This window comes from Colwellia sp. E150_009 (genome assembly GCF_053543955.1).
This window is the reverse complement of record NZ_JBHFOM010000028.1, coordinates 23,448-44,978: the sequence shown is the minus strand read 5'-3', so window position 1 is coordinate 44,978 and position 21,531 is coordinate 23,448. Positions and strand designations below refer to the sequence as shown.

Here is a 21,531-nt window from a genome sequence, read left to right as displayed (position 1 = left end):
TTGTTTGCTATGGCTAAATAGTTACATTAATGAATATTAGTGATATAACTTAACAAACAAATTTTCTTATTTAATCACTTATTGCTCAGGGTTTGCTATGCGGCGCATGTTGTTGCTATCTATTTTTTTATTTTCAATTGCACTCAATGTTCAAGCCCTATCTATTGACGACCAATTAGCTGAAATTCAAAAACTTGACGATAAATCGATTGTTGTTGAGCGTTTAACTAAGCTATTAACAAATAATTCGTTGAGCCACATACAACGCTTAAATATTTTGTTGGTACAAAGCCGTAGCTATTTAATGTTAAGTGATTTAAAGAAAGCATTAATTGCAATTCAAGAAGCAAAAGCGATAGTCGAGCAAGAAGACTTACCCTTGCAGCAAGCGCAAGTTGATAAATTAATGGGCGTAGTTCTTTATTATCAAGGTCAATATGATCGCGCTTTGCCAGCTTATCAAAGTGCTTTAACCTATTTCAGAACACAGCTGTTTTCATCTGAAATGGCGATTAAGCAAGCTAATGTATTGAATAATATAGCACTAGTACAAACGGCCAAAGGCGATTCATTTTCTGCATTAACGGCTTATCAAGAAGCTGATTCTTTATATCAACGCTTTGGCGATGAAGTGGATAAAATTGATGTTAGGTATAATCTTGCGGTGCTTTATATAAGTTTACGTCGTTATGACATAGCTATTAGTATGCTTAAAGATGTTATTAGTAGGCGAAAAGTTATTAACGATGATTTAGGCGTTGCTAAAGCGTCGGGTGATTTAGGCGTTGCCTATAAATATTCAGGGCAATACAGTCAGGCTGGACAGTATGCTTATGACGCATTAACTTACTTTAAAAAACAAAAAAATGAATTTGATACCGCAGGCCAGTTGCATAATATTGCAGAAATCAGTTATGAATTATCTGATATGGAAAAAGCCTATTCTTATGCAACGATGGGAGCAGAACTGAGCAAAAAAATGGGACATCAAATGGCTTATGCTGGCTGTTTGCAAACGCTAGCTAAAATTTATTATTATCAGGGGAATATTACACAGTCACGAAAGTATGTTGAATTATCAAATAGCGTCGCCAATGAAATGGGCTTTCAACGATTAAATATGGAAAACCTAGGGCTCATGTCACTTATTTTTGCAGCAGAACAAAAGCCAATTAGTGCATTGAATTCACAGTTAAAATATCAACGTTCTCGTTTGAAACTATCAAATGACACGCTCAATGAACAGTTAGCGCAATTTGAATCTGATCAATTAACGCAACAAGTAAAAAACTTACAACAAAGTAAACAACTGCAACAATTAGAGCTTACCAAAGCCGCACAGTTACGCCAATTCATTGTAGTAGGTGTGGCTTTTTTATTGGTGATGCTGTTTTTGATATATCGACGTTATCTTGAGCGTCATTTAACCAAAGAGCTAGAATCTAGGGTTAAGCAGCGTACTGAGGCATTAGAGTTTTTAACCAAAGAATTGCAAGATGCTAATATGATAAAGAGTCAATTTTTAGCTAATATGAGTCATGAGATAAGGACACCCCTTACAGCGGTTCTTGGCCAAGCAGAGGCCATCATCCATGGTGATTTTGATGATGACAGTATCATTAAAGAAGTTGCTGTTATTCATAGTAATAGCTTACATTTGTTACAGCTAATTAATGATATTTTAGATTTAAGTAAAATAGAAGCAAATAAATTTGAGTTGGATAATAGACAGCAAGATTTACATGACATCGTTGATAAATTAAATGATATGTTTGTCGAACAAGCACAACGTAAATATTTGTCATTCACAATAACTCATCAATTGCCACGCCCTTTTATTATTGACGTAGATGGTTTACGTTTGAAACAAATTTTAATTAACCTTTGCTCTAATGCTATTAAGTTTACTACTGATGGGTGGGTTTCTTTAGATATTGCTATCATGAATAAAACATTACTGTTCACTATTACAGATACAGGCATAGGTATGAGTGAAGAGCAAATGGGTAAAGTGTTCAATATTTTTACTCAAGGTGATAATAGTATTAGCAGGCGTTTTTCTGGCTCAGGATTGGGGCTATTTTTATCAGAGCAACTAGCTAAAGTGATGTCAGGTAGTATTAGCGTAAGCAGTCAGCTCAATCATGGCAGTACTTTTGTACTTAAACTACCTTTTGGCGAAATATATCCTGCGTTAACAAATTGCCCAGTTGATGAAAATAAGCCAGTTAGAATATGCAATAACACACAATACACAGGTAACATTTTGTTAGCTGATGACCATGATGATAACCGACGTTTAATTGCAAGATTACTCACTCGTTTAGGCTTGGAAGTGATTGAAGCATCGAATGGTATTGAAGCGGTTGAGTTATGTTTAAAACATGAACCTAATTTGATCTTATTAGATATTCAAATGCCTAAAATGGACGGTTTAGAAGCACTAGCAAAATTAAAAGAGCTTGGTTGTAATCAGCCTATTTATGCGTTAACGGCGAATGCTATGTCGCATGAAATAGCCCATTACCTGGCACTTGGTTTTGCAGGACACCTTAAAAAACCGATAGAACGAGATGTGTTTGTTGCGACAATTGCTCAACATTATTCAATGACAAAGCACGCTACAATAGCTGATTACTCTGAATCTACAGACACTAACTTTGATATATCTGATTTATCACAGTCGTTTGTCGCTAGTTTATCGCAAACGAAAGAGAAGGTGGTATATTGTCGTCATCACCAAGACACTGAAATGTTGGCTAAAATAGCACATAAAATTGCTGGTGCAGCCCAAATGTTTAGTTTTACTGAATTATCGCAAAGTGCTAGTGAGTTAGAGCAAGCAATTAAAATACAAAAATTTGATGTTATAGATGATTTAACCCACTGTTTTCTTGATGAACTTGTTTTTGTTCAATACCAGAATGAAGAAAGTTAGGCCAAAAAAGCTACCGTATTGTCTCTAAGGCATTTAATTAATTGTAGTTAAAATCCACATAAAAAAATCATAATATTCTTTAAAATAAATGTATTCTTACCCTCTCTTGAAACTCGCATTCTTAAGTGGTTTGGGTATATACTCTCATTATTAGAATAACAATACTTTTGGGATTTCAAATGGCTAGAGAACAATTTGGTGTTTGTGCTGAACCAAACTTGCATGGTAATTATTTACTATTTAACGTTTTAGATGATAAAAATGCTTTTATTCGGGCTGCTTTGTCGCGCTTACCTGCATTGTTTGATGATTATGCAGATCAATTTTCAGAAGCTAATTTAACCAGCGTTATTGCTATTGGGGCAAATTATTGGGATGAATTCTACCCACTTGCACGGCCAGCATTATTGAAGCCATTTCCCACAATGCATGATGAAGATAGGGTAGCTCCCAGCAATAATGTTGATATTTATATTGAAATCCGCAGCGACCGTGCTGATGTTAATCATATAGTTTGTTCTAAGGTTTGTCAGTTGCTAGCGGATAGTGTTGAATTAATTGAACAAATTCAAGCGTTTCGTTTTCTTGATGGCCGTGATTTAACTGGTTTTGTTGACGGAACAGAGAATCCTCAAGGCATGCATCGTCGAGAAGTTGCGCTTGTTCATGCATCGGATGATGCTATTTTTGCAGGTGGCAGTTATTTACATACGCAACGTTATCAGCATAACTTAACGTTGTGGCGTTCATTGAATGATCATGAACAAGAAGATGTTTACGGTCGTACCAAGGTTGACAATATAGAATATGAAAGTGATCAGAAGCCGTTAACAGCACATACTAAGCGTACATCTTTAAAAGATGAACAAGGAAATTCGATTGAAATCTTACGTCAAAGCATGCCATACGGCGACATGAAGCAACAAGGGCTATTCTTTATTTCTTATTGCCAATCGCCAGAACCTTTTGAATTAATGCTGAAAAGTATGATACATGGCGATGGGCACGGACATGTTGATTCTTTGCTTAAATATACCCAAGCTGAAACAGGTGCTGCATTTTTTGCTCCCAGTTTAACTTTCTTAACTGAACAATTAGAAGATGAACGTTCGTTCTAATGATGTATGTGGTTGAGTGCCGTAGTGTTGATTAACTACAAAGATGCAAGTTGGTTTTGTACTACACACTCAATTTTGCAGGAATTTTATTTTTTATTAAAAACGATCATCAGAATGAAATGCTTCTGCCACGTAACGTCCTTGATTGATAGCTAATTCAGACTCAGGAGCTAATTTTCCTAGTTTATAGGGGGCTGGTCCAGTAGGTTCTCCCAGCAGATAACGGACACCTTGATATTCTATGGTCATTTCTCCTGCTTTAGCAGGCGTGGCTATACCAATGAAAGCATGTTGATCAATATAGACCATAGCCATATCAATTCTTGGCATTAATGCACGTAATATCGTTGCTGTTAATGTCATTTTGCTATCGCAATCCCCTTGATTTTCCCACAGTAGTGTTGCAGGGGAGTTAAAGCCAGTACCTGAAGAAGTAATCCTTGATTCTAATGTAGAGTAAGGAATACTTTGAACAAAACTAAGTACATAATCAGTTACTTCACGAATATTTTTAATAGACACTTGCGCTAAAATAACGGGTTTAATTGTTTTGAAATCAACTACAGCATCGTTAGCAATACGAACATGATCAATTTTAACACCTGAAACTTGCTCTGGTGTGCGAAAAAATTGAAAATAGTTCTTTTTAAAATATTGTTCAGTCGCTGTTTTCTCAATTTTTTTAACTTTTTGATATGCAAGTGCAACATTTTTATCTTTTAATCCTTTAACTTGCATAGTCATTCTTCCATTTTTTTGAAAGAAAAAAGCTTGTGCTCCTTGTAAAGGTGAATCTCTTAATTGCTGTTTTACAGCACGCATAATGGTTTTTTGGGCGAAGTCGTTTTGATAGCCACGAAGTAGTCTAAAACGCTGAAATAAAGCGTGTTTCGTTAAAGAAAAATGTATTGCTTGTGGCACGTCATTATGATCAAGCCATTCATAATTAAAAAGGTAATGATCGCCTTGTAACTGTTTGGCAAAACTAAGTTGTTTGGCCACTACCGTATTTGCTAGGCATAACGATAAGAGCAAGAGATAACGTAAAATTTTAAATATTTTCACTATCGTTCCTAACAAATGTTCACTACTTAATTCTTTAATGTTAACACTATTAAGACAATATTTAACAAAATATAAAATTAAACAAGAGGAATTTGCTTAGTATTAAACTTTACTTTAAACATGATTAATGCAAGAATCAAACAACTGTTTGAATCGACCGTTTGATTAGCGTACCTTAGCTAACATTAACGTTAGTATTAACAAAATGATTTATGAATTTAAGAGATAATAAGGAGTTATTGTGGCTGAATATAAAGTTCCATTAAAAGATATGAGCTTTTTGCTTTATGAAGTGTTTCAAGCGGATAAAATGTGGCAAAAGCTGCCTAAATTAGCACAGCAAGTTGACAAAGAAACGGCTCAAGCTATCCTGCAAGAATGCGCCAAAATAGCAGAGCAAGAGTTAGACCCTATTGCCCGTCAAGGTGATGAGATAGGTGTCAGCTTTAAAGATGGTGTAGTCACTACAGCCCCTGGATATAAAGAAGCTTTTAATACTTACGTTGAAGGAGGCTGGACATCTCTTGGTGGTGATGTAAATTATGGCGGCATGGGTATGCCTAAAATGCTAACCGCTTTACATGAAGAAATGTTATGTAGCGCCGATATTTCCTTTGCGCTATATCCTGTACTAACGGCTGGGGCAGCCTTGTCATTAGCAAAGCACGGTAGTGAAGCATTAAAACAGCGTTATTTAACGCGTATGTATTCTGGCGAATGGTCAGCGTCTATGTGTTTAACTGAAGCACATTCAGGTTCCGACTTAGGAATTATTCGCACCAAAGCAATTCCCCAAGAAGATGGCACTTATAATGTGACGGGTACTAAAATTTTCATTACAGGTGGTGAGCATGACCTAACTGAAAATATTGTACATTTAGTGTTAGCAAAATTACCTGATGCGCCAGCAGGCCCGCGTGGTATATCTCTATTTTTAGTGCCTAAATATCAGGTTAACGATGATGAAACATTAGGAGAATTTAATAATGTTAGTTGTGGTTCTATAGAGCATAAAATGGGCATACACGCTTCAGCAACCTGTGTTATGAATTTTGATGGCTCAAAAGGTTACCTTATTGGTGAATTAAATAAAGGTTTGGCGTGCATGTTCACTATGATGAACTTTGAGCGTATTGGTGTAGGTATTCAAGGCTTGAGTGCGGCAGTACGTTCTTATCAAAATGCGCTAGAGTACGCTAAAGATCGAATTCAAGGACGTGCCCTTGATAGCAAGCAAAACGGTGTTAAAAACCCTGATCAAGAAGCTGATTCTATCATGGTTCATGGCGATGTACGCCGTATGCTATTGAATATGAAAGCATTGAACGAAGGTTCGCGTGCACTTTCTAGCTATATTTCAATGCAGTTAGATTATGCCACTTACGGTGAAGGTGATGAGCAAGTAAAAGGCGAAACATTAGCAGCATTAATGACGCCTGTCGCTAAAGCTTTTTTTACCGATTTAGGTTTTGAAAATGCTGTAGCAGGGCAACAAGTCTTTGGCGGTCATGGTTTTATCCGTGAATGGGGTCAAGAGCAGTTAGTACGTGATGCCCGTATAACACAAATATATGAAGGAACTAATGGCATTCAAGCCATGGATCTATTAGTTAGAAAAGTTGCCACATCTAAAGGCGCAATGTTAAAAGTATTTACCAACGAAGTGAATACTTATATTGACGAAAATAAAGATAATGCGGCAATGGCTGAATTTATTACACCATTAAATATAGCAGTTCATGATTTAATTGAATTGACAGAAGATTTATTAACAAAATCTCAAACCAATATTAATGAACTTGGCGCTTCTGCTAATGATTACCTACATGTATTTGGTTATACTGCAATGGCTTATATTTGGGCAAGAATGGCACAAGTAGCGCTAACACAAAAAGATAATAATGGTGAAAGCGGTGATGACTTCTATCAAAGTAAGTTACACACAGCACGTTATTACTATACTCGAATACTTCCTCGTCGACTTTCGTTAATTACGTCGGCTACATCTGGTTGTGATTGTTTATTTGATATTGAAGATGAACTCTTTTAGTTAAGTAGAACAGGGTTTAAAACTTTTTAATTAGTTGTAATACCCATAAATATCTTCATAAAACCCTGCCCCTCTGCAGGGTTTTTTTATAGTTTTTTTTGATAATAAGGGAGTATAAACGGCATGTATCTTTTACTTTTAATCGTTGAATGCTATAAGCTTTCTTGTATAAAGATTAATTTTAAGGCATGTTTAATACTTACAACTCAAAATACTAACAAGGTATTCTGATAAAGAGTAAGTATTTGAATTTAAATAGTGCTGTTAACACGGAAATAGGGGTAATAGTCGTAAGTTTATTGGTACTGTGGCCAACAATGGACTAGCAAGAGAATTATATGTTTAAAAATTTAGCACAAAGTTTAGAACAAAATTTAGAATATAGACGAAGTGTCATGCGTGCAATGTTAATGCTAGTAATGATTGGTGGTTCAACCTTTAGTTCGATTAATTTTTATCGCGGGCTTTGGGGATTGGCAGCATTAGAATTATTTTTTATTTTTTTTGCATTCTTTTTGTGGCGTAAAATTTTACATACATCACACTTTCAACGTTGGATTAATGTTTTTTTGTGCCCTTTTTTTGCCACCATGGTATATGCCATGTATGTACCAAATTCATCTGAATCTATTTTTGTTTGGATATTAACTATCCCTGTTATCTGTTATCTAATGATGGGACGAAAACAAGGGTTTTGGGTGTCACTCTTTTTTATATTGAGCGGTGTCGTTGTTTACCATTTTCGTTTTATAAATGGAAATCTCGCCATAAACATTGCAGAGTCTTTGAATATCATTCTTAGTGCTAGCCTTATGATTTTATTAGCTCATGTGTATGAAACAAACAGAGAGAAGAATGAAGCAAGGTTATTGGAATTGGCAGGTACAGATGACTTGACAGGTTTAGCTAATCGCATGAAATTAGAGGAAACTTTCACGTTATATGTTGAATACGCAAAGCGAAACAAATCTCCTTTAGCTGTCGTGCTTTTCGATTTAGATTATTTTAAAAATATAAACGACCAGCACGGTCATCAGGTTGGTGATGCAACATTAAAGTATATTGCTCATTTTATTAAAAATAGGGTTAGAAAAACTGATTTATTAGTTAGGTTTGGCGGTGAGGAGTTTGTTTTACTTATGGCTGGCTCTAAAGAAAAAGATTGCTATCAACAAATCGATTCAATAAGACAGCAATTAATTGATATGCCCTTTGTTTATAATGATGTGACAATAGCTATTACAATTAGTGCAGGTATTTCAACTTATGAAAAGGACGGCAAAAACCTCGAAGCTCTTCTGTTAAAAGCAGATCAACGTTTGTATTTGGCTAAAGGTAATGGTCGAAACTGCGTAGTTGATGCTAATAATGGGTTTACTGATTAAGAAAACTATTTTGCTATGGTGAATGTGTAAAATAAAGTTTAATTTTTAATGGGTTAAGTGGTTATTAAGCTGAATTGGGTATAGTTAATAATGTGGTATCATTAGATAGTTTGATATTAATAACTTAAACATAAAACGCACGAAGTTAAATGGTTTCTAGATCATGTTAGGCAAAATTTATTTTTTATTTAAAAATAAATTGAACTTTCTTATCGAACGGCACTCATACTTAATAGTAATGTTATTCCCTTAGTGTTTCATGTTTTATGCATCTATTATTATAGATGCATTTTTTTTGGCTTTTATTTAATTACTGTCTTTACCTAACGACGACTTTTTAACTATTATCTTTAAGGTAGATAAATAAGTTTTTATAGTGTTTACCGAGTTTTTCAGCTTTTTTCTCTTTAGCGGCATTACGAACAAGCTGCTTTAACTTTTGACGATCCATTTGCTCAAACTCTAACAATAAAGCCTCAACAGCGTCGTTGCCTTGCTCGACAAGTTGCTCTCTTAAGCTTTCTAACCGTTCAAACTTAGCTGTAGATTGTTGATGTTTATTTGCCATTACATCAATAGCTTGATGGATTGGGGCAAGATCAGTTTCGACTAATATTTTCGCAATATGACGTATGTGTCGGCGAAGTGCTTCATGCTTGTTTCTAATTTTATCTGCAACAACCATGGCGTCTTTTAAATCGTCAGTTAACGGAATAAGGCTGCGTTGATGCTTAGACATTTCTACTAAAGATTGGGCAAAGTCTTGCAATTGGTGCATTTCTTTCTTTATTTCAGTTTTACTTTTTAATTCTTCTGCCATTTCTGGTGTTAAGTCATCGATATCGTTGGCTGACTGGGGCATAATAGTTGCTAATGTGGATTATATAAATATTGCCAGTATTATAGCGTGAATTTATATACTCAAAAACCAATAAAGTTAATATTTTGAATTTAGACTTAATCATAAATGGTAATCTTAATTTAAAATTATAGAAACATAAGCAGATAAATAAACTATGACCCAAGTAAATCACACCAGTGATCCATTAATTGAGCAATTTGATCAAGTAAAAAGTCGTGTAGCTAAAGTGCTTGAACTCGCAAAATCTTTAGGGGCTGATGGCGCTGAAGTTGCCATGAGCCGCCAACAAGGCTTAAGTGTTGGTACTCGTCTTGGTGAAGTTGAAAATGTAGAATTCACTAATGATGGGGCTTTAGGTATCACCGTGTATCAGGCAGGTAGGAAAGGCAGTGCTTCAACGGCTGATTTATCTGAAAAAGCATTGACTCAAGCAGTTGAAGCAGCCGTTAATATAGCTAGATATACGTCGGTTGATGATTGCTCAGGATTAGCTGATAAAGCTTTACTTGCTATGGAAACACAAGATTTAGACTTATATCATCCCAAAACGTTGACGACTGAAGAAGCTATAGAAATCGCTAAAGAATGTGAACATAGTGCCTTAGACAGTGATAAACGAATCACCAATTCTGATGGTGCTAACTTAGACTGTTTCTCTGGTTTTAAAGTGTATGGCAATAGCCATGGTCAATTAGTGGGTTATCCAAGTTCACGTCATAGCTTAAGTTGTGTTGTTATTGCGGGCAGTGATGACCAAATGCAGCGAGACTATGCGTATGACGTTAATCGTGATTTTTCATTACTCGACAGTGGTGTGGTTATTGGGACAAAAGCCGCTAGCGAAGTGATTTCACGTCTTAATCCCCAAAAACTTTCTACAATGAAAGTACCTGTACTATTTCGTGCTGATATTGCCAATACTATCTGGGGACATTTTATTGCTGCTATTAGTGGCGGAAACTTATATCGTAAATCGTCTTTTTTAATGGATGCTTTAGGTAATGAGGTTTTTCCTAATTTTATTTCGATACAAGAGCGACCACACATTCTTAAAGCACTAGCGAGTAGTGCATTTGACAGTGAAGGAGTGCTTACCCAAGATCGCGATATTATTACTGAGGGTGCGTTACAAACTTACCTTTTAACTAGCTACTCTGCTCGTAAGTTAGGGCTTACCACGACGGGGCATGCAGGTGGTATTCATAACTGGCTAGTGACCGATAAAAATAATAGCACAAAAGGCAATCAAGCTGCTGATTTTGATGCCATGTTAAAAACTTTAGGTACAGGGTTGTTAGTGACTGAATTAATGGGTCAAGGGGTTAATATTGTTAACGGTGATTACTCTCGTGGTGCTGCTGGTTTTTGGGTTGAGAATGGGGAAATTTCTTATCCTGTTAGTGAAATTACCATCGCAGGAAACTTAGACAAAATGTTCAAAGGCATTGTTGCCGTTGGAACAGATTTTGATAAGCATGGCAGTATTAGTACAGGTTCAATCTTGATTGATGAAATGCAAGTGGCAGGTCAATAGTTCAATTGTTGTAAGATTAACTGATAAAATATCAAGAGACAGCTATCAACTGATCGGATCGTTTGATAGCGTATATTATCCCTTTAAACACTTCAGTTGTCGCTTATGTTTAATAGAAAAGTGACTATTTGTTAGAATTAACTATTTGATATCCAAACTGTTTGATAGGGCGTTAATATTATTGTTGCAGTTAAATCAGTTATTTCAGTATGACTAATTAGCTCAACCCAGTTGTCAGTTACAATTAAATTTAATTCACCCAAGGGTAATTCAATTGACCGATCAGATATGTTGCTGATACAAAAAATACTTTGTGCCCTGTTTTTGCTTTGCCGCCAAAAACCAAATAATTGCAAACCTAAATGCAAGGTAAATTGTGTAGCGTTAGGGTGAAATGCTGGTTTTGAAATACGTATATTCAATAAATATTTCAATGTTGAAAGTACCTTACCGTGGTGCAAACTTTCGTCATTAAGTGCCTCTGCCAATGCATCTTCTTGCCAGCGGTGTCTATTAATAGAGCGGTTATGATGGGTGTTTGCTAGTTTTTGATAATCATTTTGTGTTCCCAGTAAACTATGAATATAAATGCCAGGAATACCTTCAAGCCCAAACATAATGGTATGAGCACAAATAAAACGTTCAAAATTCCACTGATCTTTGCCGTTCACAGTGCCTTGCATAGCATCATAAAGCGATATGTTCATTTCATAGGCTTTTTGTTCGCCAGTATCAGAGGTTCGCCATGAAATTTTTCCACCAAAGTTTTCTACTGTGTGTACTAGTTTATCAATTTCTTCATCACTTAATAAACCTTCAGCAGGGCGTAAACCAATGCCGTCATGCGAAGCGATAAAATTAAAATACATAGTGCCGTCTTGTGGTGGCGGCATACTCATTAACCAACGCTTTAAGTATAAACAATTACCTGTTAGTAGCGTGTTTAATAATAATGGGGGTAATGAAAAATTATATATTCCGTGAGCCTCATTAGCGTTACCAAAATAGGTTAGGTTTTGCGTATTCGGGATATTGGTTTCCGTAATGATAATTGCGCTTGGGTCAGCTGCTTCAATTAGTGTTCTTAATAATCTCACCACCTCGTGAGTTTGTGGTAAATTAATACTGCTTGTGCCTGCGATTTTCCACAAAAAAGCGATAGCGTCTAAGCGGAATATTTTTACACCTGCATCAAGGTATTGCTTAATGATTGAAGTAAATGCTTTGAGCACTTCTGGATTTCTAAAGTCAAAATCTACCTGATCGTGACTAAAAGTACACCAAACATATTTTTTTCCTTGCCCTGTTTCAACTTCTTTTAATAGTGGTGAAGTACGTGGCCTTACTACCTCTGATAATGCATCATCAGGATGGGCAGTAAAGAAAAAGTCGCTGCCTTGACCTTCACCCTTAATGAAATTGTCAAACCAAGCACTGCGACTTGAGCAATGGTTAATAACAAGATCAGACATTAGATGATAGTTCTCACTTATCGCTTTTATGTCTTGCCATGTGCCCAGCGATTCATTTACCGATGAATAGTCAATAACGGCAAAGCCATCATCAGAGCTATAAGGAAAAAAGGGTAATATATGGGTACTATTAATGGTATTTTTTACTGTTTTATCTAAAAACGTTTTTAAGGTTTTTAGCGGGGGCTGACTGTTACTAATAATACTGTCGCCATAGGTGATCAAAATAATATCTTTTTCAGACCAATGATTAGTGAATGGCTCAGAAATAACTATTTTGTTAGACAAATTCATAATAGTTAATAGTGACTGAGCAATGTCTTCACATGACTGCTCAAGTTCAATGTCTTGATATATAGTATTAAGCTGTTGAGTCAATTTCGCTGTTAAATCACTTAGTAACTCATTTTTAAACTGATTAATCGTCATGGGTACCATTCACTTTTTACTTTTATAATTGACTAAATTCTTTGTTATCTAATTCAACCGCTTCTTTTAACTGCGATAAAATATCTGGGATAGCACTTACAACTCTATTCCAAGAAGGAATAAAAGGTGTGTCCATCGGTTGTTTTAAAAAAGTATGACCTGCAGTTAATATGTTTTCGGCAAACATTTCTACTGCTTTTTCTTCGCTATGAATATCGAGTTGTAAGCCGTTCATCATGGCGTCATTACGATAAGTTTCCACATAATCTAAAGCAACGCGATAGTAAGTCGCTTTTAATGTTCTGAATTTTTCTGACGTGAATGTTTCGCCCTGTGTGGCAAGCTTTCGGATAAATGATTTAGTGATATCAACCGACATTTTAGATAACCCTCCTTGATCATTATCTAAAGACAAGTCTTGATGTTTATGATCATAGGTTGCGGCAATATCAACCTGGCATATACGGTTTGGCGCGTAGTTGCGGTACATTTCAGAAAGCACACCAATTTCTAATCCCCAATCACTGGGAATACGAATATCACTTAAGACGTCTCGACGAAAAGAAAATTCACCGGCTAAGGGATATAAGAAACTGTCCATGTATTCAAGATAGTCACAATGACCAACGGTTTTTTTCAATGCTTTAATTAATGGCGTTACTAATAAACGTGATACTCGGCCATTGATTTTTTCGCCAGCAACACGTGCATAATACCCTTTGGAAAATTCATAATTAAACATAGGGTTGGCTACAGGGTATAGTAATTTGTCGAGTAAATCTCTTTCGTACGTCAAAATATCACAATCATGTAATGCCACTGATTCAGCTTTTCCTGATGCTAAAATATAGCCCATGCAATACCAAACATTGCGGCCTTTGCCTAATTCCTTCGGTGCTAAATTTAATGCCTGCAGTTTAGCGTCTATGGCTTGCAATCTAGGTCCATCATTCCATAGAACCCTGTGATGTTGTGGTAACTTCCCAAAAAAAGATAAGGCATGTTTGTATTGGTCTAAATCTGCACGGTCTAAACCAATAACTATTTCAGATAAATATTCCACATCTTTGAGTTTGTTAATAATATCAGGTAATGCTTTACCTTCTAACTCTGAAAACAATGAGGGTAAAATAAGCCCTAAAGGACGTGTTTTAGAGAAAACTAATAATTCTTCGGCCAAATCTTTAGGATCACGCTGTGCTAAATTATGTAATGTTGTTACCGTACCGTTTTGATAAAAATCAGCCATGGTTTACCTCTTTAGATGTTGATTATGTTTAAGAAATTAATTGAGTGTATCGGTTGAGTATGGAACTAACTGGTTAGCTAAAATTGCTTGTATTGCTTCGGTCCATCCTTCAGGGCCAAATAAGGTCGTTTGCATTGTTTTATATTGGCGTGACAGGTTGGGAAATTCATGTACAGGAGAACGAATTTGTACGGCGATGTCAGCTGCTTCTAACATCGGTACATCATTTTCACCATCACCAAGCGCAATAGTGCACAATGAGGTGTTTTTATCTGTTGTTTGGTCTTTTTCGATATAGAACTCACGATACTGCTCAGCTAACCAAAGTAACGCTTGTCCTTTATCACAATAACCACTTATATGGAGAAATCGTCCTCCTTGAACAACATTAGCACCTAAATCAAGCATATGATGGACAAAGGCTCGTTTAGTTGCTTTATCCCCTAACCATTGAATAGGTTCGCCGTATTGTCTTTTTTTTGCTCGCTTTGCTTCGCTTAAAGTTAACCCTGTTAACGTAGATAAAATCGAATCTGATAAGGTAGAAAAACCTTGATAATATGGGGCGAATTCATCAGAGTGTTTGTCTAATAAATTTAACCAATATTGTCTTGGAAAACAGAAAGATTTCACCCAATAGTTATCAACTACTATGGTGCCAATTGGTTGGCTAGTAAAAGTACCAATAGGTATGTAAATGGCTGCACCATTCTCTATAATAAATGGTGTATCTAGTCCAAGTTCTTGTTTAATTATTTCTATTTCGGCTAATGTTTTGCTGGTATTTAAAATAACGGGTATGTTGGCATGCTTTAACTGTTGAAGTGTTTTACTTGCTGCCGTTGACTGATAAGTATAATGGTCTAGTAAAGTGCCATCGAGATCACTAAAGATAATGTTATTTATCTTGTTCATGTTTGATCCTTGTTATTTTTCTGCTACCAAAGGCTGCGGGGTATCGCTAATTTTACGATCATAATCTAGGTAAAAAATCATATCAGCAGAATGAGCAATGGTATTACAACCTTGAACACTAAGCCTTTGAAAATATTGTGTGAAATTTAATATTTCAGGGGGAGACATTATTTTTGAATTTGCGATACCAACATTTCTTGCTTGTAATTTTTGCTCTTGTTCTAATCGCCATTGGTAAACACAGTCAAAAGACGGTGCCTGTAGTGCTAACCAAAAATCCATTTTTTTGTATAAGGGTTCGTAATTATCTTTCAGTTGTTGATTAACATAATGTCGCCATATACCATCAGTATCGTGTTGTAATTCTAGCTCATTTACAGGAGCTTGTAGCTGTTCTTCTGTTTGTGCTGGAACACCCCAGCACCATCCTTCTAATAAAATAATATCTACAGGCTTTTCAATTAATGTCCACTGCTCCTCAGGAAAAGGCTCATCGGTTGCTTTATTAAATCGTGGGATAGAAAAGCCTGTTTTATGGTTTTCCAATTGGGATAACACTGATTTTAGCGCAGTGATGTCATGTGTACCTGGAACGCCTCTAGTGGATAACAGGGGATGAATGTCGCGGGATAACTGATGACGTTTTTCACTAGGTAAGTAAAAATCATCTAACGACATTACGGCTACATTAAGCTGATATTCTTCTCTTAAATAGCTAGCAAGGTAGTCAGTAAGTGTTGATTTACCACTGCCTTGGCAGCCATTAATGCCAACAAAGTAAGCCTTCGCGCTTTTTGTAAACTGACCGACAATTTTATTAGCAAGCGGTATATAATATTGCTCAATGGTGTGCTTGAAATCTGTAGGTAATTTGTGTTGTTCGATAAAAGCTGAAAGCATTATTTTTACTCTTGATAAATATCTACTATTACTAAGAGCATCAACTTTTATGCCATTTGAACAAAAAGTTAAAGTTTAAATTTAACTTTTTGTAAAATAACAAGTTTTGTTTTATTTTTATTGGTTATTTTCAAGTGGTAAGTTTTATTATTGTGTTTTAATTAATTTTAACGCCTCATTTTGGTGCAAAAAGAGTATGGTTATGGCCGTTTAAATTTTTAACGCATTAAAATACAGTTTTTCTTTGGTAGTGAATTTAGTTGTTAATGTTCCATTAACCAATTCAATGCATATTGCCATAATACTTTTGATTTTTGACTAAAGAATTTCATATGACCTATCTCTCTTAAGTTATGTTCTTCAGCTGCCAGTGTTATTTTGCTATAGGGAATTTCTGTAAACACTGAAAGCATATCGTCGGTGTTTGTATTGTTAGCTATGAAATCATCGGAGGCATTCACCCATAGTGAAGGCATTACTAATTCATCATAGTAGTGTTTGTGAATTGTTTTACCAAAGGCTGTTTTTACGTAACCACTTCCGTTACACCATGCTCGCCACTGTTTAGCAACATTTTTTGGGAGTGGTTCTCCCATACCGACCCATTGCGACTTTGTGTGTCCGAATAATGCATTACTCACAGGGATGAAAAAGTTCATGAAAAAGTGGGCTTTAAGTTTATATGATGGATGCATATTCTTTAAACTGCCAGAAGAGCAAGCAACATTAAAAATAGAACTTAGCTCATTTGCGTTTGGCATTAAGCCAATAAGCTGTCCGCCTGCACTATGGCCAATTAAATGATAACGGGTATTAGGAAAACTTTGTTTAAGCTGTTCAAAAGCTGCAGGTAAATCTTGTTCTCCCCAACATTGTAAACTGGCATTACAACGTTTAATACTTCCTTTTAGTGATTCGCCAATACCTCTGTTATCAAAGGTGATCACCCCATAACCATGTTGTGTTAGATAGGTTGCAAAGTTTGTATAAAATTGTCTTTTTATACCTGTTGCAGGCCCTATTAATATGGCTCCTTTGATTTCTTCATTTGTTGTTTGTGCAGGTGTAAAACGTGTTGCCGAAAGAAATGCGTTATCCATGCATGTTATTTTAATATCAACAGAGCTCATGTAGTTCAACAAAAAAGTAGTTTTAAAGAGTAAATTATTCTATACATGGTCTTACCAGTTTTCAACTGCTTGTCCTTAATGAATTAAATATTAGAATTTAAGGTGCTTTCATCAGATGATAATTGCTTTAAAACAAGCGCTCTTTTATAGTGATTTATTCTTATAAGGAAAAATTGAATGAATTCTAAAATAATTATGTTATTAATTGCTTGCTCACATTGCTTTATTGCAACCAGTGCAGAACAAAACATAAAGCAAAATGTAAAAGCAGGCGCTGCTTTAGCAATGCCAGACAGTTATAGTGCTCAAACCGTTAAAAAAATTCTTGAAGAAGAAGGTAATGCCGTTGATGCGGCAATTGCGGCGCAATTTGTATTGGCGGTTACTTTGCCAGAAGCGGGTAATATAGGTGGCGGTGGCTTTATGACGATTTATAAAGATAAAAAAGCCGTCTTTTTAGATTATCGTGAAGTTGCACCAGAAAGAGCACATAGGGATATGTATTTAGATAAAAAAGGTAATGTTATTCCTTATTTGTCTTTATATGGCATATTGTCGTCTGGTGTGCCAGGCACGGTGGATGGTATGTGGCAAGCGCATCAAAAATATGGTAGTAAAAAATGGTCAGACTTACTAGAGCCAGCCATAACATTAGCTGAACAAGGTTATATTGTTCATCCTGTTATGCAAAACTCAATAGAGTGGCGTATCAATAGTTTTAAGAAAAAAGGAATTAAAGTTAATTTTTCTAAATATTTTGCTCATGCTAAAGCAGGTAGTGTTTTTAAACAGCCTGAATTAGCAGAAACCTTAAAACGTATATCAACCCATGGCCGAGATGGGTTTTATAAAGGTAGAACGGCCCAAATTATTAGCCAGTTTATGGCAAAAAATGGGGGGATTATTGACGAAAAAGATTTAGCTAACTACCAAGCAAAGTGGCGAAAGCCTCTAGTGAAAAAGTGGCGGGAGTATTCTGTTATTACGGCGCCGCCGCCAAGTTCAGGTGGTTTAGCTATATTGCAGTGGCTCACTATGTATGATTTGGTAAAGGGCGATAATACATATGAGCACAACTCAACTGCGTATATTCATTTATTGTCTGAAATTGGTAAACGTGTTTTTGCAGATCGGGCGGAATATTTAGGCGATCCTGATTTTGTTGATGTGCCATCAGAGGCCTTATTAAATGAAGAGTATTTAATTAGTCGAGTTAAAAATATTTCACTCGATAAAATTTCAGCTACCCCAGAGATTAAACCTGGCTTAAAAGAAAGTACTGACACCACGCATTTTTCCATTGTTGATAAATGGGGAAACGCGGTGTCGAATACTACAACCATTAATTATACCTTTGGTAGTGGCGTTATTGTTGAAGGCGCTGGTTTTATTTTGAACGATGAGATGGATGACTTTAGTGCAAAAGCTGGTGTAGCGAATGTATTTGGTGCTATAGGCGGCAAAGCGAATGAAATTCATCCCAAAAAACGTATGCTTTCCTCTATGTCTCCTACAATACTGTTAAAAGGTGAAACAGTTGATTTGGTTACGGGATCTCCAGGCGGTACCACCATTATTAGCTCTGTGTATCAATCAATTTTAAATGTAGTTGAGTTTAATATGAGTGCCAATGAAGCGGTTAACAACGCTCGCTTTCATCATCAACTATGGCCAAAAGATGAGATAAAGCATTATCCAGGGATTGATGCTAAGGTAATAAAAGAATTGCATTCATTGGGGTATATAACAAAAGAAAAAACCTTTGGTGATGTGCAACTTATTTTTAGAGATGATGACACATTTCAAGCGGCTTCTGAGGCAAGTAAGCATAGTAGAGGCGTATCTATAGTTCTAAATTAAGTTAATAAACAAGTAGTGTAGGTGATAATTAATTCACACCTACACACTAAACTAAATGAGTTTATGCTTGCTGCTTAGTCTCCACTGACAATTGCTTGTGTGGTGATATTGCTGCTTTTTAATGCAGCATTTTCAGGTAAAGGCTCATTGCCAGCCAGCAAATAAATCACTTTTTGCCCTTGCTTCGCTAATTCAATTGCATGTTGGTAATTAATTAATATATGAGAAGCGATTGTTTGTAAAAACTTCTCAGCATCGCGACGCACATATTCTATAAGCTCAATGTTAACATCCTCATCATAAAAGACAGCATCGGCAAATTGCATAGCACGATGAGCGTTTAATGTTAAGTTATCAGGGTTACCATCTTTGGTGTGAATAAAAATAATTTCACCACACGGTGGTGCTATTTCTTGTTTGATACTGGCAATTAATTGTTGTTCAGCTTGTTGTTGTTTTCCGTTAAGTACGGCTTGCCCTATTGGGCCTCTAAGAGTGTTTTCCCAGAAACTACGTCTATTACGTAACCCTTTGACTCTTGCCTTGACATGATCTCGAAATTTATACGAGAAATCAGCTAGTTTTCCATAAGCTTGCGGTAATGTTTTTTCAATTTGTTCACGTAACATACGAATAAGTATAGGTGAGCTACCTGAGCTTGATAAAGCAACAATCATCGGACTTCTATCTATAATTGCAGGTGTTATATAAGTGCACAATTCAGGCTGGTCAACAACATTAGTAAGTATTTTTAAAGGAACCGCTTCCTGATAAATCGCTTCATTTATCGACATATTATCCGTTGCGGCTATGACTAAAGTTATATTATCTAAATAACCAGCTTGATAATTATGTTGTAACCAAGTTAATTGATGCTCATCAATTAGTCTTTCAACACTAGTACAAACTTTCTCACTCATAATGGTGATATTTGTTGTGGATTTTAAAAGTAACTCAATTTTACGGGTAGCAACTTCACCACCACCAATCACCATGGCTGATATTTTTTTCGCATCAAGAAAAACAGGAAAATATTTCATTGAAAAACCTAGGGCAAAATACGTTAATTTAATAATATGCAAATTTTACCATAAGCTATTACAGAAAATCTTGTGTTAGTTTACTGTTAACTGTATTTTGCTAATAGCTAAACCATTAGCATCACCATAAATATACTGGCCTGCTACAAACTCAATACCTGCAAACGAAATGTTTGTGTTTATCTCTCCGATACCAAGTTTTTCAGTTTTTATTGGATTACAGCCTAATGCTTTGACAGCAATGGGCAGGGTTGCAATTGTACCTGTATCTCGAATACAACCATTAATCACAATAGCTTCCCACCCATTAGTTACAGCTTGTTCTGCGAGCATATCGCCTAACAATGCACGGGTTGTACTGCCTTTACCATCAACTACCATCACTTTGCCTGCGCCATCGGTAGCCACAAGTTCTTTTACTTTTGAATTATCGTTAAAGCAAGATACTGTAATAATTTCACCTGAAAAAATAACTTTGCCGCCATAATCATTAAACAGTGGCTCAGCGAGTTGTAATTGCTCAGGGTAAAGATCGAATAAATCAGGAAGTAAATCTAACATAGTATTTTTGCTGCATTAGGTGAATTTGTTCCTACTCTAGCATCAATGAGTGATAAACTATCATTACGAATAGTTATTGTGACCATAAATTAATTAACCTTATCGGAAAAATAGTATGCCTTGGATACAACTTAGATTAAGTGCCAATGAAGAAACAGCAGAAAAATATAGTGATTGGCTCGTTGCTTGTGGTTCGCAAGCCGTTACCTTTATTGATGCAAAAGATACACCTATTTATGAGCCCCTACCTGGTGATGAAGTGATTTATTGGTCTAACACGGTAGTGATGGGGTTGTTTGATGCTAGCCATGATATGGATAAAGTGATCAGTTATTTACAAGGCATTCATCCAGACAAAGAACAAATGCAATATAAATTAGAGCAGCTAGAAGATAAAGACTGGGAACGTGAATGGATGGATAACTTCCACCCGATGAAATTTGGTAAGCGTTTATGGATTTGTCCAAGTTGGCGCGATGTGCCAGAACCAGAAGCTGTCAATGTTATGTTAGATCCTGGCCTTGCGTTTGGCACGGGTACACACCCAACCACAGCACTTTGTTTAACTTGGCTTGATGGTTTAGATTTACAAGGTAAAACGGTAGTAGATTTTGGTTGTGGTTCAGGCATTCTTTCGTTAGCGGCATTAAAGCTTGGGGCAAAGACAGTTATCGGAATAGATATAGACCCTCAAGCGCTACAAGCCAGCCTTACCAACGCTAAACGAAATCAGGTTGATGACAGATTAGCGTTATACCTTCCTAAAGATCAACCCACGTTTAAAGCAGATGTAGTGGTGGCTAATATTTTAGCAGGACCATTACGTGAACTAGCGCCAACGATAATAGAATATGTTGGCGATAAAGGGTTGTTAGCCTTGTCGGGCATATTAGAAGAGCAAGCTGAAAGCTTACAAGTTATTTACGGACAGTGGTGTAATATGGCGCCTGTTACCGTTCAAGACGAATGGGTACGTTTAAACGGGCAACGTAAGTAAAAATTTACGCAAATATTTAAGTATTA

At 36.1% G+C, this 21,531-nt stretch carries 16 protein-coding genes; 7 read left to right on the top strand and 9 right to left on the bottom strand.

The features are described from left to right. Positions 1-97: 97 nt before the first annotated feature. Positions 98-2,938, top strand: coding sequence for a response regulator (locus ACE1OF_RS12935; protein WP_448895004.1), 2,841 nt, complete (start codon positions 98-100; stop codon positions 2,936-2,938). Positions 2,939-3,117: 179 nt separating this feature from the next. After that, positions 3,118-4,056 carry a Dyp-type peroxidase gene (locus ACE1OF_RS12930; protein ID WP_448895002.1) on the top strand — a complete coding sequence of 313 codons (939 nt, stop codon included), beginning with the start codon at positions 3,118-3,120 and terminating at the stop codon, positions 4,054-4,056. Positions 4,057-4,152: 96 nt separating this feature from the next. Here the strand turns inward: ACE1OF_RS12930 and ACE1OF_RS12925 are convergent, their stop codons facing one another. Next, positions 4,153-5,121, bottom strand: coding sequence for a hypothetical protein (locus tag ACE1OF_RS12925; protein WP_448895001.1), 969 nt, complete (start codon positions 5,119-5,121; stop codon positions 4,153-4,155). 241 nt (positions 5,122-5,362) lie between these two features. Here ACE1OF_RS12925 and ACE1OF_RS12920 point away from each other — a divergent pair, with 241 nt between their 5' ends. Further along, a complete protein-coding gene (locus ACE1OF_RS12920; protein WP_448894999.1) occupies positions 5,363-7,171 on the top strand; it encodes an acyl-CoA dehydrogenase C-terminal domain-containing protein in 1,809 nt (602 codons plus the stop codon). A 338-nt stretch (positions 7,172-7,509) separates the two neighbouring features. Continuing rightward, positions 7,510-8,556, top strand: coding sequence for a GGDEF domain-containing protein (locus tag ACE1OF_RS12915; protein ID WP_448894997.1), 1,047 nt, complete (start codon positions 7,510-7,512; stop codon positions 8,554-8,556). A 337-nt stretch (positions 8,557-8,893) separates the two neighbouring features. Here ACE1OF_RS12915 and yjgA read toward each other — a convergent pair whose 3' ends face one another. Further along, a complete protein-coding gene (yjgA, locus tag ACE1OF_RS12910) occupies positions 8,894-9,418 on the bottom strand; it encodes a ribosome biogenesis factor YjgA (protein ID WP_448894995.1) in 525 nt (174 codons plus the stop codon). Positions 9,419-9,572: 154 nt separating this feature from the next. Between yjgA and pmbA the strand changes: the two genes are divergently transcribed. Continuing rightward, positions 9,573-10,952, top strand: a complete 1,380-nt coding sequence (gene pmbA / locus ACE1OF_RS12905; protein ID WP_448894993.1) for a metalloprotease PmbA — start codon at positions 9,573-9,575, stop codon at positions 10,950-10,952. 137 nt (positions 10,953-11,089) lie between these two features. Here pmbA and ACE1OF_RS12900 read toward each other — a convergent pair whose 3' ends face one another. The 5 genes from ACE1OF_RS12900 to ACE1OF_RS12880 all read right to left on the bottom strand — a co-directional run bounded on the left by ACE1OF_RS12900 (position 11,090) and on the right by ACE1OF_RS12880 (position 17,017). Beyond that, on the bottom strand, positions 11,090-12,853 hold the full coding sequence (locus tag ACE1OF_RS12900; protein ID WP_448894991.1) for a sugar phosphorylase: 1,764 nt from the start codon (positions 12,851-12,853) through the stop codon (positions 11,090-11,092). A 22-nt stretch (positions 12,854-12,875) separates the two neighbouring features. Continuing rightward, positions 12,876-14,102: a glycosyl transferase gene (locus ACE1OF_RS12895; RefSeq protein WP_448894989.1), complete on the bottom strand. Its 1,227-nt coding sequence runs from the start codon at positions 14,100-14,102 to the stop codon at positions 12,876-12,878. A 36-nt stretch (positions 14,103-14,138) separates the two neighbouring features. Continuing rightward, a complete protein-coding gene (locus ACE1OF_RS12890; protein WP_448894988.1) occupies positions 14,139-15,017 on the bottom strand; it encodes an HAD-IIB family hydrolase in 879 nt (292 codons plus the stop codon). A 12-nt stretch (positions 15,018-15,029) separates the two neighbouring features. Beyond that, complete coding sequence (locus tag ACE1OF_RS12885; RefSeq protein ID WP_448894987.1) at positions 15,030-15,917, bottom strand: kinase; 888 nt, start codon at positions 15,915-15,917, stop codon at positions 15,030-15,032. 263 nt (positions 15,918-16,180) lie between these two features. After that, positions 16,181-17,017, bottom strand: coding sequence for an alpha/beta hydrolase family protein (locus tag ACE1OF_RS12880; protein WP_448894986.1), 837 nt, complete (start codon positions 17,015-17,017; stop codon positions 16,181-16,183). Positions 17,018-17,224: 207 nt separating this feature from the next. Here ACE1OF_RS12880 and ggt point away from each other — a divergent pair, with 207 nt between their 5' ends. Next, positions 17,225-18,907: a gamma-glutamyltransferase gene (ggt, locus tag ACE1OF_RS12875; RefSeq protein ID WP_448894985.1), complete on the top strand. Its 1,683-nt coding sequence runs from the start codon at positions 17,225-17,227 to the stop codon at positions 18,905-18,907. Between the two features lie 74 nt (positions 18,908-18,981). Here ggt and ACE1OF_RS12870 read toward each other — a convergent pair whose 3' ends face one another. Together ACE1OF_RS12870 and ACE1OF_RS12865 are read right to left on the bottom strand one after the other, a co-directional pair. Beyond that, positions 18,982-19,947, bottom strand: coding sequence for an NAD(P)-dependent oxidoreductase (locus ACE1OF_RS12870; protein ID WP_448894984.1), 966 nt, complete (start codon positions 19,945-19,947; stop codon positions 18,982-18,984). A gap of 75 nt (positions 19,948-20,022) precedes the next feature. Beyond that, entirely contained in the window at positions 20,023-20,508 is a 486-nt protein-coding gene (locus tag ACE1OF_RS12865) for a putative 4-hydroxy-4-methyl-2-oxoglutarate aldolase (protein WP_448894983.1), read from the bottom strand. Positions 20,509-20,623: 115 nt separating this feature from the next. Between ACE1OF_RS12865 and prmA the strand changes: the two genes are divergently transcribed. Then, positions 20,624-21,505, top strand: coding sequence for a 50S ribosomal protein L11 methyltransferase (prmA, locus tag ACE1OF_RS12860; protein ID WP_448894982.1), 882 nt, complete (start codon positions 20,624-20,626; stop codon positions 21,503-21,505). Positions 21,506-21,531: the final 26 nt, after the last annotated feature.